Here is a 25,904-nt window from a genome sequence, read left to right as displayed (position 1 = left end):
CAATATTTGTTCCTGATATGCCCGACAGCGCTGCTCAATCTCCAGGCTTCTGCCGCGACTGCCTCAAGGAACAGGCCGGTGGCGCGCGGCGCTGCACGGCCTGCGGCAGTCCACGCCTGTTACGCCACAGCGAGCTCTATGATCTGACATTGGCCCATATCGATTGTGACGCCTTCTACGCGTCGATCGAAAAACGCGATGATCCGGAACTTGCCGACAAGCCGGTGATCATCGGCGGCGGCAAGCGCGGCGTGGTGTCCACGGCCTGCTACATTGCCCGCATTCACGGCGTACGCTCGGCAATGCCGATGTTCAAGGCGCTGGAGGCCTGCCCGCAGGCCGTGGTCATCAAGCCCAACATGGAAAAATACGCCCGTGTCGGTCGTGAAGTCCGCACGCTGATGCAGGAGTTGACGCCGCTGGTGCAGCCGCTGTCGATCGACGAGGCCTTTCTGGAACTCAAGGGTACCGAACGGCTGCACCACGATCCGCCGGCGCGTACGCTCGCGCGCTTCGCCCGACGTGTCGAGCAGGAGATCGGCATCACCGTCTCCGTCGGCCTCTCCTACTGCAAGTTTCTCGCCAAAGTGGCTTCCGACCTGCAGAAACCGCGCGGCTTTTCAGTCATCGGCCAGGCCGAGGCACTGGAGTTCCTGAGGGAAAAGCCGGTCACGCTGATCTGGGGCGTCGGCAAGGCTTTCGCCAATACCCTGGAACGCGACGGCGTGCGCACGATCGGGCAATTGCAGACCATGGAGGAAGCCGATCTCATGCGCCGCTACGGCACCATGGGACAGCGGCTCTTCCGCCTGTCGCGCGGGCTCGACGAACGAGCGGTCGAGATCGACGGAGAAGCCAAGAGCGTGTCCTCCGAGACGACGTTCAACGACGATATCGCGCGTTACGACGATCTCGTGGTGCATCTCAGGCGCCTCAGCGAGCAGGTAGCGCATCGGCTGCGAAAGTCCGAGCTCGCCGGCCAGACCGTCGTTCTGAAACTGAAGACGGCCGACTTCAAGATCCGCACCCGCAACCGGCGGCTCGACAGCCCGACACGGCTCGCCGACCGTATCTTCCGCACCGGGCTGCAACTCCTGGAAAAAGAGGCGGACGGCACGAAGTACCGCCTGATCGGGATCGGCGTCAGCGATCTCTCAGCCCCGGATCTTGCCGATCCGCCCGATCTGGTCGACCCCGCGGCAACCCGCCGGGCCGCGGCCGAAGACGCCATCAACAAGCTGCGCGACAAGTTCGGCAAGGCCAGCGTCGAGACCGGCTATACCTTCGGCACCCGGAAACGCGATCCCTGAACGCGGGCAGAGCGCGATCACGCAACCTTGATGTGGTGCGCACACGGACTGGATGAATTCTTTAAAGATTGCAGGCTAGGCTCGTTCGCCAAGTCACGTGTTGGGTTGAGTGTATGGTATCGCGTTTCGCTCTCACCGCCAGCTTCGTTGCTCTGCTTTTGTCACCGGCCACCGGGTTTGCAGGCAGTCGCGGGCCGCTACAGATCATTGTCTCGAAAGACCAGCAATCGCTCGTCGTCTATGACGGCGACGCCGTGATTGCGACGTCGCCGGTGTCAACCGGCAAGGCCGGCCATGCGACGCCGACGGGCATCTTCTCGATTCTGGAAAAGCGGCGGCATCACAAGTCGAACATCTACTCGAACGCGCCGATGCCCTTCATGCAGCGGCTTACTTGGTCGGGTATCGCGCTGCACGGTTCCAACCATGTGCCCGACTACCCCGCCTCGCATGGCTGCGTGCGCCTGCCGAGCGCTTTCGCCGCCTCGCTTTACAAGATGACCGAGCGCGGCGTGCACGTGCTGATTTCCGACCGGCAGATAACGCCTGCAGAGGTCAAGAGCGCCCTGCTCTTTCGCCCGGCTCCCTCGGAAATCCTGCCGCCGCTTTCCGATGTGCCGCTGAGACCCGCCATCAGCCAGGCTGGAGATACGCCGGTCGAAGTCGCCATGACAGAACCGGCAGGTGGTGCGGCGGGCGCCGCCAAATCCACGGCAGAACCGATCCGTATCCTGATCACGCGCAGCGATGCGCGGGACGCCATGCGTGAAGTGCAGGCGTCGCTGGAGTTCCTCGGATACGCACCCGGTACGATCGACGGCCACCCAGGGCCGGCGACGATTGCGGCGCTCCGTGCCTTCCAAGCGAGCGAAGGGCTCGAGAGCGACGGCAAGCTGACGCCGGAGTTGACCGACAGGCTAATGCGCAAGGCCGGGCGCACGCCGCCGCAGAACGGCAAGATCCTCGTGCGGCAAGGGTTCAAGCCACTGTTCGAAGCGGGTCTTACCATCGACAAGCCGGAAGAGGCACTTGGAACGCATTTCCTTCAATTCCGCCACAATGAAGAAGAAGGCGCTGAAGGCAAATGGTTCGGCGTTTCCCTTGAGAATCACCTGACTGCCTCGACGAAGAAGCGGCTCGGCATTTCCACAGACGCGGATCCCTTCGCCTATAACGGAATACAGCGGACGCTGGCGCGGATGACGATATCAGACGATGTTCGCAGGCGGGTCGAGGGCCTGTTGGCCGAAGGCTCGTCGCTCTCGATCGCCGACACGGAAAGCGGACTGGAGACCGGTCAGGGCACCGATTTCATCACCATCACCCGAACGCGGCCCGGCGACTGATCGCAGGCCTATACGCGAAACAGTCACGGGCGCGACGCCGCTCGCCTTGAAGGACCTCCGCGCCAGTTCTCCGTTTCAATGAAAACGGGACACAATCCGGATCAAACCAGCTCGACGTCGACCACACCCGGCGCCGAGCGCAGCGCTGCGGCGATCTCCGGCGAGATCCGGAACTTCTCGCTCAGTTCCACCTCGATCTCGCGCTGACCGTTGTCCTTGATGACGACGAAGGAAACGAGGCCGTCGCCTCTGGTGTTGAGATGCGAGGCGATCGATTTCAGCGGGCCGGAATCGCGCACGTAGACGCGCAGCGCCTTCTGCAGTTGCAGCGATTCTTCCTCCAGCGAGCGCAGGGTCTGGATGCGCAGCCCGATGCCCTCCGGCCGCTCTTCGGCGGCAACGGTCATGACCAGCGATTTGCCCGGCTCCAAGAGGTCACGATACTGATGCAGCATCTCGGAGAAAAGCACGGCCTCGAATTGGCCGGAGGAGTCGGAAAAGGCGACGATGCCCATCTTGTTGCCGGTGCGCGTCTTGCGTTCCTGCTTCGAGGTTACCGTGCCGGCTAATCGGCCGGCGGTTGCGCCCTTCTTCACCGCGCCGGCGAAATCGCCGAAGGTCTGCACACGCATCTTCGCAAGCAGCGCATTGTAGGTGTCGAGCGGATGGGCGGAGAGATAGAAGCCCAGCACCTGGAATTCGCGGTGCAGCTTTTCCGAAGCGAGCCAGGGCGTGTAGGCGGGGAGCGCGATGCGCTCCGGCCCGGTTGCCGCCCCCGCCCCAAACATGTCGCTCTGGCCGCTCGTCTTGTTCTCCTGCGCACGCTGGGCGAAGCCAAGGATGCGATCGAGCCCGCCGACCAGTTCCGCCCGGTCATAGCCAAAGCAATCGAAAGCGCCGGCGGCGATCAGGCTTTCGAAGACCCGACGGTTGAGAAGCTTGGGATCGATCCTGAGGCAGAAATCCTCGAGACTCGCGAAGGGCCGGTCGCCGCGCACTTCGACGATATGCTCGACCGCGGATTCGCCCACGCCCTTGATCGCGGCGAGCGAATAATAGATGCGGTTCTCACCCGTCTGGAAATGCCGGAACGAGGTCTGCACCGATGGCGCGATCACCTCGATGCCCAGCCGCTTCGCATCCTGGCGAAAGTCGTTGACCTTTTCCGTGTTGGACATGTCGAGCGTCATCGACGCCGCCAGGAACTCCACCGGATAGTGCGCCTTCATATAGGCGGTCTGGTACGAGACGATCGCATAAGCCGCGGCGTGCGACTTGTTGAAGCCGTAGTTGGCGAACTTGGCGAGCAGGTCGAAGATCAGGTCGGCCTGCGGCTTCGACACTTCATTCTTGACGGCGCCGTCGACGAAGCGGGCGCGCTGCTTGTCCATTTCCTCCTTGATCTTCTTACCCATGGCGCGGCGCAGAAGATCGGCCTCGCCGAGCGAATAGCCCGAGAGCACCTGGGCGATCTGCATCACCTGCTCCTGGTAGACGATAACGCCCTGCGTTTCCTTGAGCAGATGGTCGATCTTGGGATGGATCGATTCGACCTCTTCCTCGCCATGCTTGCGGGCGTTGTAGACCGGGATGTTCTCCATCGGGCCCGGGCGGTAGAGCGCCACCAGCGCGATGATGTCCTCGATGCAGTCGGGCCGCATGCCGATCAGCGCCTTGCGCATGCCGGCACTTTCCACCTGGAACACGCCAACGGTCTCGCCGCGCGACAGCATCTCATAGGTCTTCGGGTCGTCGAGCGGAATGCTCGCGAGATCGACTTCGATGCCGCGCTGCTTCACGAAATCGACCGCAACCTTCAGAACGGTGAGGGTCTTCAGGCCGAGGAAGTCGAACTTGACGAGACCCGCCTGCTCCACCCACTTCATGTTGAACTGGGTGACCGGCATGTCGGAGCGCGGATCGCGATACATCGGTACGAGTTGCGACAGCGGCCGGTCGCCAATGACGATGCCGGCGGCATGAGTCGAGGCGTGACGGTAGAGGCCTTCGATCTTCTGGGCGATGTCGAGAAGGCGGGCGACCACCGGCTCCTTCTCGGCTTCCTCCTGCAGGCGCGGCTCCTCTTCGATCGCCTTGGAGAGCGGCGTCGGATTGGCCGGATTGTTCGGCACCAGCTTGCAGATCTTGTCGACCTGGCCATAGGGCATTTCGAGCACGCGGCCGACGTCGCGCAGTGCGGCGCGCGCCTGCAGCGAACCGAAGGTGATGATCTGCGCCACCTGCTCGCGGCCGTATTTGCGCTGCACGTAGCGGATCACCTCTTCGCGCCGGTCCTGGCAGAAGTCGATGTCGAAGTCGGGCATCGAGACGCGCTCAGGATTGAGGAAGCGTTCGAACAGCAGCGAGAAGCGCATCGGATCGACGTCGGTGATCGTCAGCGCATAGGCAACCAGTGATCCTGCACCCGAACCGCGGCCCGGCCCGACGGGGATATCGTGCTGCTTCGCCCATTTGATGAAGTCGGCAACGATCAGGAAGTAACCGGGGAACTTCATGCGCTCGATAACACTGAGCTCAAAGGCCAGGCGCTCGCGATATTCCTGCTCGCTATAGCCGGGCGCCATGCCAAGCTTGGCGAGACGCTGTTCGAGCCCCTCCTCCGCCTGGCGGCGCAGCTCGGCCGCCTCGGCGCGCTCCGCCTCTTCCGGATCCGCGGTGGCGCCGGTAAAGCGCGGCAGGATCGGTCCGCGGGTCTTCAGCATGAAGGAGCAGCGCCGCGCGATCTCGACGGTGTTTTCCAGCGCCTCGGGCAGATCGGCAAAAAGCGCCGCCATTTCCTTGCGGCTCTTGAGATAGTGGTCCGGCGTCAGGCGGAAGCGGCTGTCGTCCGAAACCATCGCGTTGTGCGCCACTGCCATCAGGGCGTCATGGGCATCATAGTCGGACGGCGACGGGAAGAAGGCCTCGTTGGTGGCAACAAGGGGTATGTCGAACTTGTAGGCAAGGTCGATCATCCGGCTCTCATGACGCCGGTCGTAACCTCCGTGCCGCTGCAGCTCGATATAGAGACGATCGCCGAAGAGATCATGCAAGGCTTCGAGGCGTGCCTCGGCCAGCGCCGTCGAGCCAGCCTTCAGGGCCAAGTCCACCGGGCCGCCGGACGCGCCGGTCAACGCGATCAAACCGTCCGTACCGTTTTCGGCAAGCCAGGAACGCGTGATCCGGGTCGCCTGACTGCCCTCGCCGCTGAGATAGGCGCGACTCACCAAATCGACGAGCCGCGTGTAGCCGTCGTCCGTCGCGGCGATCAGGACGATCGATGGCAGCTTCGCGAGTTGTTGCGCGTGACCGCGCCGTTCGCCATCCGCCTCGTCTTCCATGTCGATGGAAAGCTGGCAGCCGGTAATCGGCTGCAGGCCGTCGTCGGCTGCTTTCTGCGAAAACTCGAGCGCGGCAAAGAGATTGTTGGTGTCGGCGATCCCGATCGCCGGCTGATTATCGGCAACCGCCTTGCCGATGACCTTCTTCAGCGGCAGGGCGCCCTCGAGCAGGGAGAAGGCCGAGTGAACTCGCAGATGCACAAACTGCGGGTCCGTACCAAGCGCCTCGCTCGATGCTGCTTTGCCCTCGTCTGCCATTGTTCGCACCCTGATTCCTGTCCGGTCGCCAGGATATCCCGCTTCTCACCCGACATGTCCAGTTTCCCTGACATGTCGTCCCCCTTATTCAATCCCGGGGGCGAAAATTGGGAAGTGCGTGGGAGGAAATGTCGGCGCTCCTCAGAGGCCGAGCGCAATGAAAGAGATGCTTGCGATGAAAAGGCTCATCGAAGCGAAGGCGGCGAGGTCACGAACAAAATCAGTCATAACATGGCTCCTTTTCCGTTATGTTTTTACTTTGTTCCATTTTTGTTCCCTCGTCAAGCGAGACACCGGCGTTCTATTCACGATGGTTAACACGGCAGGCGAATGCCGGTTAACTAGTGAGGAAGCCGCTTGAGGAACGCGCCGCGCCCGCCTATCAAGAGGAACAACCAAGCGGAGTATTTCGACATGCATGCACGCCTGATTCTACCCTTGCTGTTCCTGTTGCCGGCGGTCGCCTCTGCGACGGAAACGATCGACCCTGCCCGGATTGTCTCCGCCGCAACCGGCGACTGGGATAAGGACGGGGATTCGGATCTCGCCCTGATCGTGCGGCCTGCCGAGGGCAGCGACGACGATAACGGCGTTTATGTTTACCTGGCCGGCGAAACTGGCGCGCTCGGTTTGAAGTCGGCCATCCCGAACAAGGTCTGGGGTCAGTTCGATCTTGCCGGACAGGCGCCGTCGGTCACGGCGCTGCCGAATGGCTCACTCGTCATCACCAGCCACAACGACGCCATCGGTCGTGACCGTTGGGAGCAGAAATTGACGGTGGCATACCGCAACTTCGACTTTGTGGTCGCTGGCTACACCTACTCGTCCTACGATACGCTCGCCCCCGACAACACCTCCCAATGCGACCTCAACGTGCTGACGGGTAAGGGCAAGGCGAATGACAAGCCCATTGCCGTAAAAGGCGAGCTCGTCCTCCTCAAAGACTGGGACGACGATCGCGGGCAGAAGGCTTGCGGCATTCAATAATCATCTATTTGTTCCCTTTATGTTCTTTACAGCTCTCGCGCATTGCGGCATCTTGAGTCTGGAACATATAGGGAACAGTCATGACCGAACTCAACGGACTCACGGACTTCATCGTAGAGGCCAAAGCCAATGCCTATGTGGGCGGCGGTATGGCCCGCGCTCCTTCGCGCCCGGGCTCCCGCGACATCGGTTACGAACGTGATCGCTGGCGCTATCTCGACAGCTATTTCGGCGGGACTGATTTTGCCGGACAGGAGACTGTCTGGCAGGAGGAGGAACCCCGCTGGGCCATGAACTATTTCGGCCGCATCATCCGCCCCGATCTCATCGATGGAGAGAAGGCTGGACTGGTCATCAAGGCTGCGCTGCGGGCGATGTACCAGGAAAAGCGGCACTTTCTTGGCGGCATGGAGTTTCGGCATGCGCATGGCTACTACATCGACAGCAGCCGTGGTGACACCGGACATTTTTCCGGCCACGAAGTCATCTTCGTCGATGGCGAGGAAGCTTACGAACTCGACTATCGGCGGTCTGATCAGGCGTTAAGAGCAAGGCGAGAAGATGCGTCCATCGCGCTTCAGGGCACCCTCTCCGGGCGACCTAAAGACACGGACTGAGTCCGCTTTTCCCGTACCGGCAAAGACGGCGGGAGGTAACGGCGCCTGACGATCAACAGGCCGGCCGCCGCGCGGTCAGTTCATTTCGACAACCTTGCCGTCCTCGATCGTCACGCGGCGGTCCATCAAGCCGGCAAGCTCGTGGTTGTGTGTGGCGATCAGGGCCGCAAGGCCCGACTGGCGCGCAAGCGCCTCCAGCGCTTCGAAGACATAGCCGGCGGTTTCCGGGTCGAGATTGCCCGTCGGCTCGTCTGCAAGAAGCACGAGCGGCGCATTGGCGACGGCCCGCGCGATTGCGACGCGCTGCTGCTCGCCGCCGGAAAGTTCTGCCGGACGGTGGTCGGCGCGGTGACCGATGCGCATGTAGTCGAGCAGCGCCCTTGCTCGATCGGCGGCCTCAGCCTTGGGCAGACCGGCGATCAACTGCGGCATCATGATGTTCTCGAGCGCCGAGAATTCCGGAAGCAGATGGTGAAACTGGTAGACGAAGCCGATCTCGTTTCGGCGGATCGCCGTGCGCCGATCGTCGTTGAGCCCACCACAGGACACGCCATTGACCAAGACTTCGCCGCCATCCGGGCGCTCCAGCAGACCGGCCACATGCAAGAGCGTCGACTTGCCGGTTCCCGAGGGCGCGACCAGCGCAACCGTCTCGCCGCTTCTCAACGTAAAATCCGCACCCTTGAGGATGGGCAGGAACGTTTCGCCTTCCCCGTAGTGTCGCTCGACGCCGGAAAGCTGCAGTGCCACGCGCGCATTCATTCAGTTGATGTCCTTGTCATTCGTAACGCAGGGCCTGCACCGGATCGAGGCGCGAGGCACGCCAGGCCGGGAAGATCGTGGCGAGGAAGGAAAGGGTGAGTGCCATGACGATGACGAGCGCGGTCTCATCGGCATTCATATCGGCCGGGAGCTGGCTCAGGAAATAGAGTTCCGGGCTGAAGAGTGTCGTTCCGGAGATCCAGGAGAAGAACTGCCGGATGGATTCGATGTTGAGGCAGACGACGACGCCGAGCGCTACGCCGGCGACCGTTCCCGCCACGCCGATCGCCGCCCCGGTCATGAAGAAGATGCGCATCACCGAGCTTGAAGTTGCGCCCATCGTTCTGAGAATCGCGATGTCGCTGCCCTTGTCCTTCACCAGCATGATCAGGCCGGAGATGATGTTCAGCGCCGCGACCAGCACGATCAGCATCAGGATCATGAACATCACGTTGCGCTCGACTTCGAGCGCCGAGAAGAAGGTCTTGTTGCGGTCACGCCAGTCGGTGATGAAGATCTGCCGTCCCGCGGCATCCTCGATCGGCTGGCGCAGTTCGTCGACGACATCCGGATGCTGGACGAAGATCTCGATCGATTGCGCGAGCCCCTCCGCGTTGAAGAAGAGCTGCGCCTCTTCGAGCGGCATGAAGATGATCGTCGAGTCGTATTCCGACATGCCGATCTCGTAGATCGCCGAGACGGTATAGGCCTTGACGCGCGGGTTCATGCCGAGCGGCGTCACGTCACCATTGGGCGAGGTCAGCGTGATCGTTCCGCCGACGCGGATGCCGAGCTGTTCGGCCATGCGCGAGCCGATCGCCACGCCCGAGCCGGAGGCAAAGCCGACCATGTCGCCGGATTGGATATGATCGGAAACCGACTTCATCTTGCTGAGATCGTCGGCACGGATGCCGCGGACCAGTGCGCCCGTGGAACTATCGCCGACGCCCTGGGCCAGAACCTGGCCCTCGACCAGCGGGATGGCCATGGTGACGCCCTTGACGCCCGAAAACTTGGTCGCCAGTTCCGCATAATTGTTGAGCGGCCCGTCGATCGGCTGGACGATCATATGACCGTTGATGCCGAGAATGCGGGAGATGAGCTCGGTGCGAAACCCATTCATCACCGCCATGACGATGATCAGCGTGGCGACGCCAAGCATGATGCCGATGAAGGAGAAGCCGGCAATTACAGAGATGAAGGCTTCCTTGCGCCTGGAGCGCAGGTAGCGCCAGGCTACCATGCGCTCAAAGGCGGAAAAGGGACGGCTGGAGGACTTTTCAGGCTGCACTGCGGCCTGCACCTGATCTTGCACCACGGCGGTCATCCTGCCTTCCCTCGCCTCATTACTTCGTTGCGATCAGCTTGTTGATCGCAGCTTCGACGGTCATCGTCTCGCGCTCGCCGGTCTTGCGATCCTTGACCTCGACTTCGCCGTTGGCGACCGAACGCGGGCCGACGATGATCTGGACCGGAACCCCGATCAGGTCAGCCGTCGCGAACTTCGCGCCGGCGCGGTCGTCCGTGTCGTCGAGCAGAGCATCGAATCCTGCCTTGCCGAGTTCGGAGTAGAGCGTCTCGCAGGCTCCGTCGCAAGCGGCATCGCCCGCTTTCATGTTGATGATGACGCCGTCGAACGGCGCGATCGACTTCGGCCAGATGATGCCGTTGTCGTCATGCGAGGCTTCGATGATCGCCGGCACGAGGCGGGTCGGCCCGATACCGTAGGACCCCATGTGCACGGCGTGCTCCTTGCCGTCGGGGCCGAGAACCTTGGCGCCCATGGCTTCGGAATACTTGGTGCCGAAATAGAAGATATGGCCGACTTCGATGCCGCGTGCCGACACGCGATCGCCTTCGGCAACCGCATTGAAGGCTGCTTCATCGTGCATTTCCGATGTCGCCGCGTAGCGCGACGTCCACTTGTCGAAGATCGCCTTGAGACCGGCGACATCATCGAAGTTGGTTTCTTCGCCGGGGATATCGAAGCCGAGGAAATCCTTGTGGCAGAAGACTTCGGATTCGCCGGTATCGGCGAGGATGATGAATTCGTGGCTCAGGTTGCCGCCGATCGGGCCGGTATCGGCACGCATCGGAATGGCGCGAAGGCCCATGCGCGCGAAGGTGCGCAGGTAAGCGGCGAACATGCGGTTATAGGCGTGTTCTGCCCCTTCCCGGTCGAGATCGAAGGAATAGGCGTCCTTCATCAGGAACTCGCGCGAGCGCATGGTGCCGAAGCGCGGGCGGATCTCGTCACGGAACTTCAGCTGGATATGGTAGAGGTTGAGCGGCAGATCGCGGTAGGACTTCACGTAGGAACGGAAGACGTCCGTGATCATTTCCTCGTTCGTCGGACCGTAGAGCATCGGCCGGTCCTGGCGATCCTTGATGCGCAGCATCTCCTTGCCATAGGCGTCGTAACGGCCGCTTTCCTGCCAGAGCTCTGCGGACTGCAGCGTCGGCATCAGGAGTTCGATCGCGCCCGAGCGGTTCTGCTCCTCGCGGATGATCGCATTGACCTTGTCGAGAACGCGCTTGCCCAGTGGCAGCCAGGTATAGATGCCCGAGGACTGCTGCCGGATCATGCCCGTACGGAGCATGAGGCGGTGGGAAACGATTTCCGCTTCCTTAGGATTTTCCTTCAGGATGGGCATGAAAAAGCGGGACAGGCGCATGACGGGTTCCAGAACTTGATGAACGTCGCACTATCGGCGGATTCGGGCGAAATGACGTTGAGCTCCGGTGCCTTCTTCGCCGATAGACTGGCAAGGGCGACCGACGCTTCTCGGGGTCGAGCTCTCCATTATCCATCGTCGGCAAAGCCGGCGTGAACCTTTATGAGCCTTGCGTTCATAGCTGCTTCGCCGTCGGAAGAAAACCCTACTCTCAGACCATCGTCGGAAAGATCGGAGCCGCTGATTTTGAGGGGAAAAGACCGGCAAAGCCTGCGTCAAAAGAGCACGCTAGTAACAAGATTGCGACAGGAATTGTCAACGGGAATATTTTACCCAACTGTAGCAAAAATGCAAAAAAACAGGATGACAGAGCTTAATGTTTGGGCTAATTTCGGCTCACAAAACAGGCATGAAGACTAAATTCTTGCCGACTTTCGCGGTCAAGTCTTGGGAGGATAAGATCTTAGGCGCGCTTAGTCGCTGCCGCCGGCAACGGATGAAAGATCACGCGAAGCTTAAAAACAAGGCTTTTAGCCTTGTTTTTTTTTGCTTTTTTTCGATCCATCGCAATCACGAAGCAGCAGCAAGAATTGAACTATGTCAATTTGGCGGCGGTCAACCCTGTGATTGCTCTGGTTCCGGCCGCGGCGTCGCGACGGCCGTTTTCGCGACGCCGAAATCCAGCCTCGATATCCTGAAAGTTCTTCGCTCGGCCTGCGGCTTCGCTCAGCCCACCTGCGCCCGCGGAAACTCTCAATAGAATTTCGGGTAAAACCGCGGGATGGAATCGATGCCGTAGCCAAGTTTGACGGAGACGACATACCAGGCGATCTGGATGACGGCCGCGATGGCCGTGGTCAAAAGCACGACCCGTTTCGCATTGAACTTGGCCGGCGCGCTTTCGACGCTTCCCGGGACGACGCTGTTTTCTTCCGCCTGCGTGCGCACCCCCAAGGGGAGAACGGCAAACAGCGTGATCCACCAGATGATGAAGTAGATGGCAAAAATTGAAAACAGCGGCATTTCCGGCTCCCGGTGAAGACAATCGACGTAACGGCCCAAGGCCATTTCGCCGCGACTTCCGCGACATTCTGTCCGCCTTATAGCGCCGCCTGCCCGATCAGACAAACGTGCATCGCGCGGTCAACTGTCACACCTCTTCGAGTTCGATCAGCGTACCCTGGAAATCCTTGGGATGCAGGAAAAGCACCGGCTTGCCATGCGCGCCGATTTTCGGCTCTCCGTCTCCCAGAACCCGAGCTCCCGCCGCCCGCAGCGCGTCACGCGCGGCGAGGATGTTCTCCACTTCGTAGCAGATGTGGTGCATTCCGCCCGAAGGGTTCTTCGCCAGGAAGGCAGCGATCGGCGAACCTTCGCCGAGCGGCTCGAGGAGTTCGACCTTGGTGTTGGCCAGCGTGACGAACACAACGGTCACGCCGTGTTCCGGCAATGCCTGCGGCTCGGTGACGGATGCACCGAGCGTCGAGCGGTAGCTTTCGGCGGCGGAGCCAAGGTCCGGCACGGCGATGGCGATATGGTTCACTCTTCCGAGCATTGCGATCCTCCCGCTATGACGTCCTGTACCGGTCCCGCTTACACCGCCGCGGGACGACCGCCAATCAGACTTTCGTGACAAACACCGTTACAATCGGCTTCTTGCCCCAGGTCTGGTTGGCTGTGCTGCGAACCGCTCGGCGAACCGCCTCCTGCAACATTGCCAGGTCCTTGCGCTTTGCCCGCGGAATACTCTCGACCGCACCGAGGATCGCGTCATAGAGGGTGTCCTCCATGTCTTCGCCCTCGTCATCGAACTCCGGGAGACCGATCGCAACGATATCCGGATCGCCGAGGAAATCGTACCGGCTGTCGAGCACGACATTGACGGCGACGTGTCCGGCAAAAGAGAGCTTGCGGCGCTCGCCGATGCCCATTTCTTCAAAATCGCCGATGAGATTACCGTCCTTGTAGATACGGCCATGCGGCGCTTCGTCGATGACCTCGGCCGGGCCCGGCGCAAGCCGCAGCATTTTGCCGTTCCGGAGGCGCGGAACATTGGCAATGCCCGACTGCTGTCCGAGTTCGGCATGGGCCGTCAGATGCGCAGCTTCGCCATGAACCGGGACTAGGATCTGCGGGCGCAGCCACTGATACATCTGCTGCAGTTCGGTGCGGCGGGGGTGACCGGACACATGCACCAGCGCTTCACTGTCGGTGATGATGTGGATGCCCTGTTCGACAAGGCCATTCTTGATGTCGTTGATCGCCTTCTCGTTGCCGGGGATCGTGCGTGAAGAGAAGACAACCGTGTCGCCCGCGGAGAACGCAACGTTGCGCATCTCGTCGCGCGCGATCTTGGCGAGCGCTGCCCGCGGTTCGCCCTGGCTGCCGGTCAGGATAACCACGACCTTGTCGCGCGGTACGTAGCCGAACTCGTCTTCGGCGAGGAACGGCTTGATGCCTTCCATCAATCCGAGGTCCTGAGCAACGGCGACGACGCGGCGCATCGAGCTGCCGAGCAGCAGGACATCCCGCCCCGCCTCTTCCGCGGCCTCGGCGATCGAGCGGATGCGTCCGACATTCGACGAGAAGGTGGTGATCGCAACCCGGCCCTCGGCATTGGCGATGATCTTCGACAGGCTTTCGGAGACTTCCTGTTCCGACGGCGAAACGCCGTCGCGCATGGCATTGGTGGAATCGCAGATGAGCGCCAACACGCCTTCGTCGCCGATCTGGCGGAAACGCGTCTCGTCGGTCAGCGGCCCGAGCGACGGATGCAGGTCGATCTTCCAGTCGCCGGTATGAACGACCGTTCCGAGCGGCGTGCGGATGATCAGCGACATCGGCTCGGGGATCGAATGGTTGACGCCGACGGCTTCGATCTCGAACGGGCCGACATTGATGCGGTCGCCCTGCTTGAAGATCGTCACCGGGATCTCGCCGCGGCTCTTTTCGAAATCGCGCTTGGCCTCCAGCATGCCTGCCGTGAACGGCGAGGCATAGACCGGAACGTTGAGGCCCGGCCAAAGATCATTCAGGCCGCCGTAATGGTCCTCATGGGCGTGGGTGATAATGATCGCCTTGAGATTGCGCCGCTCCTCGGCAAGAAACCCGATGTCGGGCAGCACCAGTTCGACGCCGGGAAGCTCCGGCCCCGGGAACGTCACGCCGCAATCGACCATGATCCACTGGCGGTTTCCGGGCCGCCCGTAGCCGTAAAGGCCGAGGTTCATGCCGATTTCGCCGACGCCGCCAAGCGGCAAGAACACCAGTTCTTCGTCCTGCGCCATATTGTAGTGCGCCCTTGTTCTAGAAATTATCCGAAAAATACGTCGCCGGCTGCAATCGCCTGCATCGTGCCTGACCCGGTATCGAGCATCAACCGCCCGGTCTCATCAATACCGGCAAAGCGACCCGAAAGCGACCGGTCCGGCAGGTTCACTGTAATCGTCTCACCGATGCCGCGGGCGGCCGCCCGCCATTGCTCGATGGTCTTTGCAATCCCCGCGCCACGGTCCCATAGCGACAGCGTCTCCGCCATCGTCATGAACAGTCGCGCGAAAAGTTCGTCCGGCGAAACCGAAGCGCCTTCCTTCCTCAACGAGGTGACGGGATAGAGGGCCTCGTCCGGCTGGACGGCAATGTTGATGCCGCAGCCAATGACCAACGCCTGGCGCCCATCCGGAAGCGCCTCCCCCTCGAGCAGGATGCCGCAGGTCTTTTTCCCGTCGATGAGAATGTCGTTTGGCCACTTGATCTCCACCGGTGCCGCACCCGGCGGCATCACCTGCCGAATTGCCCGGTGCACGGCGACGGCAACGGCGAGCGGCAGAGAATGCAGATGCTCGATTGGTGCCGGATCGATCAGGAGAAGCGATGCATAGAGGTTGCCGGGTTCCGAAAACCAGGCGCGACCGCGGCGGCCGCGGCCACCGGTCTGCCTGACTGCCGTGACCCAGAGATTGCCCGGGTCGCCCTGGCGCGCACGCGCCAGGCATTCGCTGTTTGTCGATCCGACCACATCGAGAGCGACGTGCCGGAAATCGTCGGGCGATATCCGGCCACCGCTTTCAGGGGCGATCAAAAGAAGGTCCGCGCCGCGGCCTCGGCAGCGCTTCCAAGCGGACCGCCGATCAGGACGTATCCGAGGACGAACAGACCCGAGAGGCCGAACACCAGTTTCAGTTCGCCAGCCGTACGGGCAAATTCACCCTTGGCGTCATCGAACCACATCACCTTGATGACTCGCAGATAATAGTACGCGCCGACAACGGATGCGAGCACGCCGATGATGGCGAGTGCATAGAGCTGCGCTTCGATCGCAGCCATGAAGACGAAGTACTTCCCGAAGAAGCCTGCCATCGGCGGGATGCCGGCGAGCGAGAACATCATGATGGTCAGCACGGTCGCCATGAAGGGGTTCGTCTGCGACAGGCCCGCGAGATCGTCGATGTTCTCGACGTTTTCGCCTTCCTTGCGCCGCATCGCCAGGATGCAGGCAAAGGTGCCGAGCGTCATGACCATGTAGATGAGCATGTAGAGCAGCACGCCGCGAACGCCCGCCATCGAGCCGGCAGCAAGGCCGACCAGCGCGTAACCCATGTGACCGATCGAGGAATAGGCCATCAGGCGCTTGATGTTCTTCTGGCCGATCGCGGCGAAGGCGCCGAGCAGCATCGAAGCGATAGAGATGAAGACGATGATCTGCTGCCAGTCGGCAACGACGGGCTCGAAGGCGTTGATGACGATACGCACAAGGATCGCCATGGCGGCGACCTTCGGCGCTGCCGCGAAGAAGGCGGTGACCGGTGTCGGTGCGCCTTCGTAGACGTCAGGCGTCCACATGTGGAACGGCACGGCCGAAATCTTGAAGGCGAGACCGGCGAGCACGAAGACGAGACCGAAGATCAGGCCGAGCGAGCGGCCTTCCGCCGTCAGCGCCGCGGCAATCTGGGTAAAGCCGGTATGACCGGTGAAGCCGTAGATCAACGACATGCCATAGAGCAGCATGCCCGACGAAAGCGCGCCGAGCACGAAGTACTTGAGGCCGGCTTCGGTCGAACGAACGCTATCGCGGTTGATGGCGGCGACGACATAGAGCGCAAGTGACTGCAGTTCCAGCGAGAGATAGAGCGAGATCAGGTCGTTGGCCGAGATCATCAGCAGCATGCCGAGCGTCGCCAGCACCAGCAGCACCGGGAACTCGAAGCGATCGATCTGGGCGGAACGCGCGTGACCGACGGTCATCACCATCGCCGTGATCGAACCGATCAACGCCAGCACCTTCATGAATTTGGCGAAGGGATCCGAGAGGAAGGCGCCGCCATAGGCTTCGCCTTCACCAGTTTTCAGAACGAGCCAGAGGCCGGCGATGATCAGAACGGCAACCGCAAGGCCGGTGACGGTCGAAGCCGACTTTTCGCCGGCAAATACGCCGATCATCAGCAATGCCATAGCGCCGACCGCGAGGATCAACTCGGGGATCGAGAGTTGCAGGCTTGCAAGGAGGGTTTCAGCAGTCATGTCCAATCACGTCCTGTGGTCATTGCACCGAAAGCGCAACGTTTTGCGCTGCCTGCAGGGCTGCGGAGTAGTTGTTGACGAGCAGATCCACGGAAGCCGCGGTCGCATCGAAGATCGGAGCCGGGTAGACGCCGAAGAAGATCGTCAAGATCACCAGCGGATAAAGAATGGCCTTTTCACGCGGCGACAGGTCGAGCAGCGCCTTCAGGCTTTCCTTTTCCAGCGCACCGAAGATCACCCGACGATAGAGCCAGAGAGCATAGGCGGCCGAGAGGATGACGCCCGACGTCGCGAAGAGCGCAACCCAGGTGTTGGCACGGAACGCGCCTACGAGGGTCAGGACTTCGCCGACGAAGCCGGAGGTGCCCGGGAGGCCGACGTTGGCCATGGTGAAGACCATGAAGGCGACGGCGTATTTCGGCATGTTGTTGACCAGGCCGCCATAGGCCAAGATCTCGCGGGTATGCAGACGGTCATAGACGACGCCGACACAGAGGAAGAGCGCGCCGGAGACGATGCCGTGCGACAGCATCTGGAAGATCGCACCCTGCACGCCCTGGGTATTGGCGGCGAAGATACCCATCGTCACGTAACCCATGTGCGCAACCGACGAATAGGCGATCAGCTTCTTGATGTCCGTCTGCATCATCGCGACCAGCGAGGTGTAGATGATGGCGACGACGGAAAGCGTGAAGACGAACGGCGCGAAATAGTCGGATGCCAGCGGGAACATCGGCAGCGAGAAGCGCAGGAAGCCGTAACCGCCGAGCTTCAGGAGAATGCCTGCCAGGATGACCGAGCCCGCCGTCGGCGCCTGAACGTGCGCGTCCGGAAGCCAGGTATGGACCGGCCACATCGGCATCTTCACCGCGAAGGAGGCAAAGAAGGCGAGCCACAGCCACGTCTGCATCTGGCGCGGGAAGCTGTAGGCGATCAACTGCGGGATGTCGGTCGTACCGGCCTGCCAGTACATCGCCATGATCGCGAGCAGCATTAGCACCGAGCCGAGCAGCGTGTAGAGGAAGAACTTATAGCTGGCGTAGACGCGGTCCTTACCGCCCCAGACACCGATGATGATGAACATCGGGATCAGGCCGGCTTCGAAGAATACGTAGAAGAGCACGATATCGAGCGACACGAAGACACCGATCATGAACGTTTCCAGGACAAGGAAGGCGATCATGTATGCCTTGAGCCGCTTCTCGATCGTCAGCCAGCTTGCAAGGACGCAGAACGGCATGAGGAAGGCCGAGAGCACGACGAAAAGTACCGAAATGCCGTCGACGCCGAGATGGTAGGAAATGCCGGTGCCGAGCCAGTCGTGCTTTTCGATCATCTGGAAGCCCGGGTTCGAGGCGTCGAACTGGTACCAGATGTAGACCGACACGGCGAGCGTGAAGATCGTCGTCAGCAGCGATACGTTCAGGATGTTCCGGCGGCCGTAAGCGCTGTCTTCCCTTGTCAGCAAGAGAAGCAGGACGCCGACGAGCGGCATGAAGGTGACCGCGGAAAGTACGGGCCAATCGGTCATCAGAAGGAACTCCTGAACATCATCCAAGTAACGAGCGCGGCAATGCCGATCAGCATCGCGAACGCGTAGTGATAGAGGTAACCAGTCTGCAGGCGGACAACGCGGTCAGTGACGTTAAGCACGCGCGCGGCAATGCCGTTCGGGCCGTAGCCATCGATCACGCGGCCATCGCCTTCCTTCCACAGGAAGGTGCCGAGCCACTTGGCCGAACGTACGAACAGGAAGTCATAGAGCTCGTCGAAGTACCACTTGTTGAGCAGGAACTGGTAGAGGCCACGATGCTGCTCCGCCAGGTACTTCGGCAGTTCCGGCCGGCGGATATACATGTACCAGGCGGTGAAGAGGCCGAGCGCCATCGCGGCAAACGGGCTCCACTTAACCCACAACGGGACGTGGTGATACTCCTCGAGGATCTCGTTTTCCGCTCCCGTGAAGAGCGCACCCTTCCAGAACTCGGCATATTCGTGGCCGAAGAAGTGGTCGTGGAACAGGAAACCCGCGAGCAGCGCACCGGCACCCAGGATATAAAGCGGCACCAGCATGACCTGGGGCGATTCATGGACGTGATGCATGACATCCGAAGACGCACGCGGCTTGCCGTGGAACGTCATGAAGGTCAGGCGCCAGGAGTAGAAGCTCGTGAACAGCGCGGCGATCACCAGTAGCGCGAAGGCAAAGCCCGATACGGTGCTGTGCGAGGCGAAGGTCGACTCGATGATCGCATCCTTCGAGAAGAAGCCAGCCGTACCGAAGAGCGTACCGGGGATACCGACGCCGGTCAGTGCGATCGTACCGATGAACATCATCCAGTAGGTGACCGGGATATGCTTCCGAAGGCCGCCCATGTAGCGCATGTCCTGTTCGCCATCGACGGCGTGGATGACCGAACCGGCACCCAAGAACAGCAGTGCCTTGAAGAAGGCGTGCGTGAACAGGTGGAAGATGGCTGCGCCATAGGCGCCGACGCCGAGCGCCACGAACATGTAGCCGAGCTGCGAGCAGGTCGAATAGGCGATGACGCGCTTGATATCGTTCTGGACGAGACCGACGGTCGCGGCGAAGAAGGCGGTGATCGCGCCGATGATCGTGACGACGGTCAGTGCATCCGGCGAAAGTTCAAACAGCGGCGACATGCGGGCGACGAGGAAGACGCCGGCGGTGACCATGGTTGCGGCATGGATAAGGGCCGAAACCGGGGTCGGACCTTCCATCGCGTCCGGAAGCCAGGTGTGCAGCAGGAACTGCGCCGACTTGCCCATCGCGCCCATGAAGAGCAGCAAGCAGGCAGCCGTGATGGCGTCAGCCTTGTCGAGGTGCATGCCGAACAGGGTGACAACCGCCTCCCCTGCTGCAGCGCCTTCGGCCGGCAGGTAGGTCTGGGCGGCAGCGAAGATCGTCTCGAAGTTGACCGAGCCGAACAGCACGAAGACGAGGAAGATGCCGAGCGAGAAGCCGAAGTCGCCGACGCGGTTGACGATGAAGGCCTTCATCGCCGCTGCGTTGGCCGAAGGCTTCTTGTACCAGAAGCCGATGAGCAGGTAGGACGCCAGGCCCACGCCTTCCCAGCCGAAGAACATCTGCACCAGGTTGTCCGACGTGATGAGCATGAGCATCGCGAAGGTGAAGAGCGACAGATAGGCAAAGAAGCGCGGACGATGCGGATCGTGATGCATGTATCCGATCGAATAGACATGCACGAGCGTCGACACGGTGTTGACGACGACGAACATGACCGACGTCAGCGTGTCAACGCGGAACGCCCATTCGACGTCGAAGCTGCCGGACTGGATCCAGCGCAGCACCGAAACCTTGATCATCTCCTGGTGGCCGAGCGCGACGTCGAAGAAGACGTACCAGGAGAGCACGGCGGCGATGATCATCAGACCGCTGGTGACATATTCCGATGCCTTGGCGCCGATCGAAGTCCCGAAGAGGCCGGCGATCAGAAAGCCGATCAAAGGCAGGAAGACGATAGCCTTGATGATGGTATCCATAGCCCAATCAGCCCTTCATCATGTTGACGTCTTCAACAGCGATCGAGCCGCGGTTGCGGTAGAAGACGACGAGAATTGCAAGTCCGATGGCCGCTTCCGCAGCCGCGACGGTCAGGATGAACAGGGCGAAGACCTGGCCTGTGATGTCGTTCAGGAACGACGAAAAGGCAACCATGTTGATGTTGACCGCGAGAAGAATGAGTTCGACCGACATCAGGATGACGATGACGTTCTTCCGGTTCAGGAAGATGCCGAAGACGCCCAGCGTGAACAGGATGGCGCTGACGGTGAGATAGTGGGAAATTCCGATTTCCATTTTTTGTTCCTCGATCTCGCGTCCGACTTAGATGCCCTGGCCCGGCTTGACCGTGACCACTTCGACGGCGGTCTCGGGTGTACGGGCAACCTGCTGCGGGATGTTCTGGCGCTTGATGTTTTCGCGATGGCGCAGGGTCAGCACGATCGCGCCGATCATGGCGACGAGCAGTACGAGGCCGGCGATCTGGAAGAAGTAAACGTAGTGGGTGTAGAGCACGTCGCCGAGGGCTGCCGTGTTCGTCCGCTCCGTGACGGCCGGGATCGGCATCGAAATCGCCTTGGCGATTTCCGGCGAGAAGGTTGCGCCGCCGACCACGATGATGAGCTCGGCTGCGAGGATAAGGCCGATCAGGGCGCCGATCGGCGCGTATTCGAGCACGCCTGCGCGCAATTCCGCGAAGTCGATGTCGAGCATCATGACCACGAACAGGAAGAGCACCGCGACCGCACCGACATAGACAACCAGCAGGATCATCGCGAGGAATTCGGCGCCGGTCAGCAGGAACAGACCCGCCGAGTTAAAGAAGGTCAGGATCAGGAACAGAACCGAATAAACCGGGTTCCTGGCCGCAATGACCATAAATGCCGACGCCACCGCGATGAAGGCAAAGAGATAGAAAAAAAGAACCTGCAGACCCATGATCGGTGCCTTTTTCGTCTTGCACGGCGTGAAGCGCTTCTGGCTCCACTCCACAGGCAAAGCCGGACACGCGTCCGGCCGTTGCCCAAACCTATGTCACATGCACCGCCCTCCCCGGGGCGGCACTACGCTCCGGCCTCAGCGATAGGGCGAGTCCATTGCGATGTTGCGTGCGATTTCCCGTTCCCAACGGTCGCCGTTGGCGAGGAGCTTGTCCTTGTCGTAGTAAAGCTCTTCGCGCGTCTCGGTGGCGAACTCGAAGTTCGGGCCTTCGACGATGGCATCGACCGGACAGGCTTCCTGGCAGAAACCGCAATAGATGCACTTCACCATGTCGATGTCGTAGCGCACCGTGCGGCGCGTGCCGTCGTTGCGGCGCGGTCCGGCTTCGATGGTGATGGCCTGTGCAGGACAGATCGCCTCGCACAGCTTGCAGGCGATGCAACGCTCTTCACCATTCGGATAGCGGCGCAGAGCATGCTCGCCGCGGAAGCGCGGGCTGACCGGCCCCTTTTCGAAGGGATAGTTCACCGTCGCCTTCGGCTTGAAGAAATAGCGCATCGACAGAAAGAACGCGCCGACGAATTCCTTCAGGAACAGCGAGCTGACGGCTTGCGAAAGACCGGCCATCATTTACCTCCAGAATTGCCGGCCTGGGAGCGGCCGGCGGTATGCTGCAAAACGTGAGCCATCGTCATGCGGCTCCCGTCAGCTTGAGAACGAATGCAGTGATCACGACCATTGCAAGAGAAAGCGGCAGGAAGACCTTCCAGCCGAGACGCATCAGCTGGTCGTAGCGATACCGCGGAACGAAAGCCTTCACCATCGCGAACATGAAGAACACGAAGGATGCCTTCAGAATGAACCAGATGATGCCGGGAACCCAGTTCAGGAACCAGACGTCGACCGGCGGCAGCCAGCCGCCAAGGAACAGGATCGTCGTCAGCGCGCACATCAGGCAGATGGCGGCATATTCGCCGAGCATGAACATCATGTACGGAGTGGAGCCGTACTCGACCATGAAGCCGGCGACGAGTTCGGATTCGGCTTCCGGCAAGTCGAAGGGCGGGCGGTTCGTTTCGGCGAGCGCCGAAATGAAGAACACGATGAACATCGGGAACAATGCCAGCCAGTGCCAGTCAAGGAAGGACGCCGGGAGGCCGAGGCGCGTACCGATGCCGTCGGTCTGGGCGTTGACGATATCCGTCAGGTTCAGCGAGCCGACGCAAAGCAGGACGGTGACGATGACGAAGCCGATCGAGACTTCGTAGGAAACCATCTGCGCCGCGGAACGAAGCGCACCGAGGAACGGATACTTGGAGTTCGACGCCCAGCCACCCATGATGATGCCATAAACTTCAAGAGAAGATATGGCGAACACGAAGAGGATGCCGACGTTGATGTTCGCGATCACCCATCCGGCGTTGAGCGGGATCACCGCCCAGGCGGCGAGCGCCAGCGTGACGGAAACGAGCGGGGCGAGCAGGAAGATCGCCTTGTTGGCGCCGGCCGGAATCACCGGCTCCTTGAAGACGAACTTCAAAAGGTCGGCGAAGGACTGGAAAAGCCCCCAGGGGCCCACCACATTCGGACCACGGCGGAGCTGAACTGCGGCCCAGATCTTACGGTCGGCGAGCAGGATGTAGGCGATGAAAAGCAGCAGCGCGACCAGGAGCAGCAGCGACTGGGCGACCATGATGATCGCGGGCCAGACATAGGTCGAAACGAAAGCGTCCATGATACTCTATTCCCTCGCGCTCATTCCGCCGCAGCTTTGAAATTGTTGCGTGCCAAAGCCGAGCATTCGGCCATGACGGCGGATGCGCGCGCTATCGGGTTCGTCAAATAGAAGTCTTTGACCGGAGACGCAAACACGGATTTGCCCATCTCACCGGCTTTTTGGCCGAGTGCGGCAATTTCGTCGCCGTTACCGGTCGCGATCGCGTCGACGTCAGCGAAATGCGGGTGGGCCGCATAGAGCTTCGAGCGCAATTCGCCAAGCGAATCAAAGGGCAGCTTCTTGCCGAGAACGTCGGAGAGTGCGCGGATGATCGCCCAGTCCTCACGTGCGTCGCCCGGTGCGAAGCCGGCGCGGTTGCCAACCTGGACGCGACCCTCGGTGTTGACCCAGGTGCCGGACTTTTCGGTGTAGGTTGCACCCGGCAGGATGACGTCGGCAGCATGCGCGCCGTTGTCGCCGTGCGAGCCGATATAGACGGTGAAGCCGGACTTGCGCGCCGAAAGATCGATCTCGTCAGCGCCGAGCAGGAAGAGAACGTCGGAAGCAGTGACCATTTCGGCGGCCGACTTGCCGTTCGCACCCGGCACGAAGCCGAGGTCGAGACCACCGACACGGGAAGCAGCCGTGTGAAGGACGGCAAAACCGTTCCACTCGGCGGTGACTGCACCGACGACGCCTGCGAGCTTGGCCGCAGCAGCGAGAACGGCAGCACCGCCCTCCCCTGCGATCGCGCCCTGGCCGATGAGGATCATCGGGCGCTGGGCCTTCTTCAGCGTTGCGGCGAACTTGCCCTTTCCGGAAACGAGCTCGGCCAGCGTTTCGGTGCCGGCGCCGAGATACTCGTATTCGTAGCGCAGTTCACCGGGCTCACCGATCACGGCGATCGGGAAATTGCCCATGCGGTAGCGCTTGCGGATACGGGCGTTGAGGACGGACGCCTCGAAGCGCGGGTTCGAGCCGATGATCAGCAGCGCATCGGCGCTTTCGATGCCGGCGATCGTCGGGTTGAAGAGGTAGCTGGCGCGGCCGAGCGACGGGTCGAGTGCTGCGCCATCCTGGCGGCAGTCGACGCTCTCGGAGCCGAGCGCTGCGATCAGGCTCTTCAGTGCATACATTTCCTCGACCGAAGCGAGGTCGCCGGCAATGGCGCCGATCTTGTCGCCGGAGGTCTTGGCAACGGCAGCCTTGACCGCCTGGAAGGCTTCGCCCCAGGTCGCCGGCTGCAGTCGGCCATCCTTCTTGACGTAGGGACGATCGAGGCGCTGCGTCTTCAGGCCGTCCCAGATGAAGCGGCTCTTGTCGGAGATCCACTCTTCATTGATGTCTTCGTTGACGCGCGGCATGATGCGCATGACTTCGCGGCCGCGGGTATCGACGCGGATCGCAGAGCCCAGTGCGTCCATCACGTCGATGGATTCGGTCTTGTTCAGCTCCCACGGACGGGCGGTAAAGGCAAACGGCTTCGAGGTCAGCGCGCCGACCGGGCAGAGGTCAACGACATTGCCCTGCAATTCGGACGTCATGGCCTGCTCGAGATAGGTGGTGATCTCGGCGTCTTCGCCGCGGCCGATCAGGCCAAGCTCGGCAATACCGGCAACTTCGGTCGTGAAGCGGACGCAGCGCGTGCAGTGGATGCAGCGGTTCATCACGGTCTTGACGAGCGGGCCGATATACTTGTCTTCGACGGCGCGCTTGTTTTCCTGGTAGCGCGAACTGTCGATGCCGAAGGCCATCGCCTGGTCCTGCAGGTCGCATTCGCCGCCCTGGTCACAGATCGGGCAGTCGAGCGGATGGTTGATCAGCAGGAATTCCATCACGCCTTCGCGGGCCTTCTTGACCATCGGCGTGGTCGTGAAGACTTCCGGCGCTTCGCCGTTCGGGCCCGGACGAAGGTCGCGCACGCCCATGGCGCAGGAGGCGGCGGGCTTCGGCGGCCCTCCCTTCACTTCGATCAGACACATGCGGCAGTTGCCGGCGACCGAAAGCCGCTCGTGGAAACAGAAGCGCGGAACCTCGGCTCCGGCCTCTTCGCACGCCTGAAGCAGCGTGAAATGATCCGGTACCTCGATCTCTTTTCCGTCGACTTTCAGCTTTGCCATCTTCGTACTCAATCCTGTCTTCCGTCCATCGGCCTTCCGGCGATGGACAATTCCAACACAGCCTTGCTGCTTGCGGGCGATGACCGTCTCAGGTCCCCGCCCCTATTGTCTCACGCGCCTTTCAGCGCTTTGGCCTGTCCAACCCAGTCATCCCGCTTGATGCGGCCGCCGAAACCGAGTTCGTCATCGAAGCGGGCAACGTCCGCGTCGCTCCAGCCGGCAATGTCGGCAAAACCGCGCACGCCCTTCGCGTTCAGCACCTGCTCGAGCTTCGGGCCGATACCGGAGATCCGCTTCAGGTCGTCAGCGGCCTCCGCCTTGGTCCGCGCCGCGCGAACCTTAATCGGCTTCTCGACGGCGGCCTTATCAACCACCGGCTTCGCCGCAACGCGCTTGGCGGCCGTGGACGGCCTGGCGACCGGTTCCGGCCTTGCTTCGGCTTGCACCGTCTTTGCGACCACCGGGGCCGTCGCGCCAGAAGCCGCGGGTTCCGCCCGCTTCTGAGCCGCCTCGACCGCCCCCTGCATGGCACCGAGCATGGCGCCTGCAATGTGACTCGTGAGGCCGAAACCGATCGCGGTCGCCGCCGCGACCGCGGCAGCCGGATGCACCATAAGCGGGTGCAACGACACCTGCGGCAGGCCCTTCATCCACTCGGCCATGCCGAACGGATCGGCCGGATCGCCGCCAAGCGGACCTGCGAACGGAATGCCTGCTTCGGCCTGTCCCTTCATTTGTCCTTCTCCGCGCGCGCCGGCCATCGTC

At 61.5% G+C, this 25,904-nt stretch carries 22 protein-coding genes; 5 read left to right on the top strand and 17 right to left on the bottom strand.

The features are described 5' to 3' along the window. Nucleotides 1-17 precede the first annotated feature (17 nt). The gene (locus AC1Z3V_RS23835) at nucleotides 18-1,310 is read left to right on the top strand and encodes a DNA polymerase IV (protein WP_483502103.1); all 1,293 of its coding nucleotides are present in this window, start codon (nucleotides 18-20) and stop codon (nucleotides 1,308-1,310) included. 113 nt (nucleotides 1,311-1,423) lie between these two features. Further along, nucleotides 1,424-2,656 carry a L,D-transpeptidase family protein gene (locus AC1Z3V_RS23830; RefSeq protein ID WP_483502102.1) on the top strand — a complete coding sequence of 411 codons (1,233 nt, stop codon included), beginning with the start codon at nucleotides 1,424-1,426 and terminating at the stop codon, nucleotides 2,654-2,656. Between the two features lie 101 nt (nucleotides 2,657-2,757). Here the strand turns inward: AC1Z3V_RS23830 and dnaE are convergent, their stop codons facing one another. Then, nucleotides 2,758-6,255 carry a DNA polymerase III subunit alpha gene (gene dnaE, locus AC1Z3V_RS23825; RefSeq protein WP_483502100.1) on the bottom strand — a complete coding sequence of 1,166 codons (3,498 nt, stop codon included), beginning with the start codon at nucleotides 6,253-6,255 and terminating at the stop codon, nucleotides 2,758-2,760. Between the two features lie 414 nt (nucleotides 6,256-6,669). Here dnaE and AC1Z3V_RS23820 point away from each other — a divergent pair, with 414 nt between their 5' ends. Then, nucleotides 6,670-7,242 carry a hypothetical protein gene (locus AC1Z3V_RS23820; RefSeq protein ID WP_483502098.1) on the top strand — a complete coding sequence of 191 codons (573 nt, stop codon included), beginning with the start codon at nucleotides 6,670-6,672 and terminating at the stop codon, nucleotides 7,240-7,242. Between the two features lie 80 nt (nucleotides 7,243-7,322). Then, on the top strand, nucleotides 7,323-7,859 hold the full coding sequence (locus AC1Z3V_RS23815) for a DUF5680 domain-containing protein (protein ID WP_483502097.1): 537 nt from the start codon (nucleotides 7,323-7,325) through the stop codon (nucleotides 7,857-7,859). Nucleotides 7,860-7,934: 75 nt separating this feature from the next. On the opposite strand, the gene AC1Z3V_RS23810 is transcribed toward AC1Z3V_RS23815, so the two are convergent. From AC1Z3V_RS23810 to proS, 3 genes are read right to left on the bottom strand one after another with little or no spacing between them, the layout of a single operon-like run. Further along, on the bottom strand, nucleotides 7,935-8,621 hold the full coding sequence (locus AC1Z3V_RS23810; protein WP_483502096.1) for an ABC transporter ATP-binding protein: 687 nt from the start codon (nucleotides 8,619-8,621) through the stop codon (nucleotides 7,935-7,937). Between the two features lie 16 nt (nucleotides 8,622-8,637). Continuing rightward, a complete protein-coding gene (locus AC1Z3V_RS23805) occupies nucleotides 8,638-9,948 on the bottom strand; it encodes a lipoprotein-releasing ABC transporter permease subunit (protein WP_483502095.1) in 1,311 nt (436 codons plus the stop codon). A gap of 19 nt (nucleotides 9,949-9,967) precedes the next feature. Further along, a complete protein-coding gene (gene proS / locus AC1Z3V_RS23800; RefSeq protein ID WP_429808768.1) occupies nucleotides 9,968-11,296 on the bottom strand; it encodes a proline--tRNA ligase in 1,329 nt (442 codons plus the stop codon). A gap of 409 nt (nucleotides 11,297-11,705) precedes the next feature. Between proS and AC1Z3V_RS23795 the strand changes: the two genes are divergently transcribed. Beyond that, nucleotides 11,706-12,056 (top strand): hypothetical protein, encoded by a 351-nt coding sequence (locus tag AC1Z3V_RS23795; protein WP_483502093.1) that lies wholly within the window; start codon nucleotides 11,706-11,708, stop codon nucleotides 12,054-12,056. Here the strand turns inward: AC1Z3V_RS23795 and AC1Z3V_RS23790 are convergent. From AC1Z3V_RS23790 to AC1Z3V_RS23730, 13 genes are all read right to left on the bottom strand, one after another. Continuing rightward, the gene (locus AC1Z3V_RS23790) at nucleotides 12,050-12,319 is read right to left on the bottom strand and encodes a DUF1467 family protein (protein ID WP_483502091.1); all 270 of its coding nucleotides are present in this window, start codon (nucleotides 12,317-12,319) and stop codon (nucleotides 12,050-12,052) included. The genes AC1Z3V_RS23795 and AC1Z3V_RS23790 overlap by 7 nt on opposite strands. Nucleotides 12,320-12,446: 127 nt before the next feature. Further along, nucleotides 12,447-12,851 (bottom strand): methylmalonyl-CoA epimerase, encoded by a 405-nt coding sequence (gene mce / locus AC1Z3V_RS23785; RefSeq protein ID WP_429808763.1) that lies wholly within the window; start codon nucleotides 12,849-12,851, stop codon nucleotides 12,447-12,449. A gap of 64 nt (nucleotides 12,852-12,915) precedes the next feature. Then, nucleotides 12,916-14,583: a ribonuclease J gene (locus AC1Z3V_RS23780; RefSeq protein ID WP_483502089.1), complete on the bottom strand. Its 1,668-nt coding sequence runs from the start codon at nucleotides 14,581-14,583 to the stop codon at nucleotides 12,916-12,918. A gap of 26 nt (nucleotides 14,584-14,609) precedes the next feature. After that, the gene (locus tag AC1Z3V_RS23775) at nucleotides 14,610-15,374 is read right to left on the bottom strand and encodes a biotin--[acetyl-CoA-carboxylase] ligase (RefSeq protein WP_483504139.1); all 765 of its coding nucleotides are present in this window, start codon (nucleotides 15,372-15,374) and stop codon (nucleotides 14,610-14,612) included. Continuing rightward, nucleotides 15,374-16,816 carry an NADH-quinone oxidoreductase subunit NuoN gene (gene nuoN / locus AC1Z3V_RS23770; protein ID WP_429808758.1) on the bottom strand — a complete coding sequence of 481 codons (1,443 nt, stop codon included), beginning with the start codon at nucleotides 16,814-16,816 and terminating at the stop codon, nucleotides 15,374-15,376. Before nuoN ends, AC1Z3V_RS23775 begins: the two co-directional genes overlap by 1 nt. A gap of 19 nt (nucleotides 16,817-16,835) precedes the next feature. Further along, nucleotides 16,836-18,347, bottom strand: coding sequence for an NADH-quinone oxidoreductase subunit M (locus AC1Z3V_RS23765; RefSeq protein WP_483502087.1), 1,512 nt, complete (start codon nucleotides 18,345-18,347; stop codon nucleotides 16,836-16,838). After that, nucleotides 18,347-20,341, bottom strand: a complete 1,995-nt coding sequence (gene nuoL / locus AC1Z3V_RS23760) for an NADH-quinone oxidoreductase subunit L (RefSeq protein WP_483502085.1) — start codon at nucleotides 20,339-20,341, stop codon at nucleotides 18,347-18,349. The genes AC1Z3V_RS23765 and nuoL overlap by 1 nt, the downstream gene beginning before the upstream one ends. 7 nt (nucleotides 20,342-20,348) lie before the next feature. Then, nucleotides 20,349-20,657, bottom strand: coding sequence for an NADH-quinone oxidoreductase subunit NuoK (gene nuoK, locus AC1Z3V_RS23755; protein WP_025426592.1), 309 nt, complete (start codon nucleotides 20,655-20,657; stop codon nucleotides 20,349-20,351). A 27-nt stretch (nucleotides 20,658-20,684) separates the two neighbouring features. After that, complete coding sequence (locus tag AC1Z3V_RS23750) at nucleotides 20,685-21,299, bottom strand: NADH-quinone oxidoreductase subunit J (protein WP_057252871.1); 615 nt, start codon at nucleotides 21,297-21,299, stop codon at nucleotides 20,685-20,687. A gap of 138 nt (nucleotides 21,300-21,437) precedes the next feature. Continuing rightward, nucleotides 21,438-21,929 (bottom strand): NADH-quinone oxidoreductase subunit NuoI, encoded by a 492-nt coding sequence (gene nuoI / locus AC1Z3V_RS23745; RefSeq protein WP_429808750.1) that lies wholly within the window; start codon nucleotides 21,927-21,929, stop codon nucleotides 21,438-21,440. 64 nt (nucleotides 21,930-21,993) lie between these two features. Further along, on the bottom strand, nucleotides 21,994-23,037 hold the full coding sequence (gene nuoH / locus AC1Z3V_RS23740) for an NADH-quinone oxidoreductase subunit NuoH (protein WP_483502084.1): 1,044 nt from the start codon (nucleotides 23,035-23,037) through the stop codon (nucleotides 21,994-21,996). A gap of 20 nt (nucleotides 23,038-23,057) precedes the next feature. Beyond that, entirely contained in the window at nucleotides 23,058-25,139 is a 2,082-nt protein-coding gene (nuoG, locus tag AC1Z3V_RS23735) for an NADH-quinone oxidoreductase subunit NuoG (protein WP_483502083.1), read from the bottom strand. A gap of 110 nt (nucleotides 25,140-25,249) precedes the next feature. Beyond that, nucleotides 25,250-25,900, bottom strand: coding sequence for an NADH:ubiquinone oxidoreductase (locus tag AC1Z3V_RS23730; RefSeq protein WP_483502082.1), 651 nt, complete (start codon nucleotides 25,898-25,900; stop codon nucleotides 25,250-25,252). Between the last annotated feature and the right edge of the window lie 4 nt (nucleotides 25,901-25,904).

Source organism: Ensifer sp. 38_S197 (assembly GCF_056924495.1).
This window is presented reverse-complemented; position numbering and strand designations above follow the sequence as displayed.

Bases quoted from the DNA above. Each gene is read 5' to 3' on its own strand.
- nuoH (WP_483502084.1), bottom strand. From the start codon at position 23,037: ATGGACGCTTTCGTTTCGACCTATGTCTGGCCCGCGATCATCATGGTC.
- AC1Z3V_RS23815 (WP_483502097.1), top strand. From the start codon at position 7,323: ATGACCGAACTCAACGGACTCACGGACTTCATCGTAGAGGCCAAAGCC.
- nuoL (WP_483502085.1), bottom strand. From the start codon at position 20,341: ATGGATACCATCATCAAGGCTATCGTCTTCCTGCCTTTGATCGGCTTT.
- dnaE (WP_483502100.1), bottom strand. From the start codon at position 6,255: ATGGCAGACGAGGGCAAAGCAGCATCGAGCGAGGCGCTTGGTACGGAC.
- AC1Z3V_RS23805 (WP_483502095.1), bottom strand. From the start codon at position 9,948: ATGACCGCCGTGGTGCAAGATCAGGTGCAGGCCGCAGTGCAGCCTGAA.
- AC1Z3V_RS23795 (WP_483502093.1), top strand. From the start codon at position 11,706: ATGAAGACTAAATTCTTGCCGACTTTCGCGGTCAAGTCTTGGGAGGAT.
- mce (WP_429808763.1), bottom strand. From the start codon at position 12,851: ATGCTCGGAAGAGTGAACCATATCGCCATCGCCGTGCCGGACCTTGGC.
- nuoK (WP_025426592.1), bottom strand. From the start codon at position 20,657: ATGGAAATCGGAATTTCCCACTATCTCACCGTCAGCGCCATCCTGTTC.
- AC1Z3V_RS23730 (WP_483502082.1), bottom strand. From the start codon at position 25,900: ATGGCCGGCGCGCGCGGAGAAGGACAAATGAAGGGACAGGCCGAAGCA.
- AC1Z3V_RS23750 (WP_057252871.1), bottom strand. From the start codon at position 21,299: ATGGGTCTGCAGGTTCTTTTTTTCTATCTCTTTGCCTTCATCGCGGTG.
- nuoN (WP_429808758.1), bottom strand. From the start codon at position 16,816: ATGACTGCTGAAACCCTCCTTGCAAGCCTGCAACTCTCGATCCCCGAG.
- nuoG (WP_483502083.1), bottom strand. From the start codon at position 25,139: ATGGCAAAGCTGAAAGTCGACGGAAAAGAGATCGAGGTACCGGATCAT.
- AC1Z3V_RS23830 (WP_483502102.1), top strand. From the start codon at position 1,424: ATGGTATCGCGTTTCGCTCTCACCGCCAGCTTCGTTGCTCTGCTTTTG.
- AC1Z3V_RS23835 (WP_483502103.1), top strand. From the start codon at position 18: ATGCCCGACAGCGCTGCTCAATCTCCAGGCTTCTGCCGCGACTGCCTC.
- AC1Z3V_RS23820 (WP_483502098.1), top strand. From the start codon at position 6,670: ATGCATGCACGCCTGATTCTACCCTTGCTGTTCCTGTTGCCGGCGGTC.
- AC1Z3V_RS23765 (WP_483502087.1), bottom strand. From the start codon at position 18,347: ATGACCGATTGGCCCGTACTTTCCGCGGTCACCTTCATGCCGCTCGTC.
- AC1Z3V_RS23790 (WP_483502091.1), bottom strand. From the start codon at position 12,319: ATGCCGCTGTTTTCAATTTTTGCCATCTACTTCATCATCTGGTGGATC.
- nuoI (WP_429808750.1), bottom strand. From the start codon at position 21,929: ATGGCCGGTCTTTCGCAAGCCGTCAGCTCGCTGTTCCTGAAGGAATTC.
- AC1Z3V_RS23810 (WP_483502096.1), bottom strand. From the start codon at position 8,621: ATGAATGCGCGCGTGGCACTGCAGCTTTCCGGCGTCGAGCGACACTAC.
- AC1Z3V_RS23780 (WP_483502089.1), bottom strand. From the start codon at position 14,583: ATGGCGCAGGACGAAGAACTGGTGTTCTTGCCGCTTGGCGGCGTCGGC.
- proS (WP_429808768.1), bottom strand. From the start codon at position 11,296: ATGCGCCTGTCCCGCTTTTTCATGCCCATCCTGAAGGAAAATCCTAAG.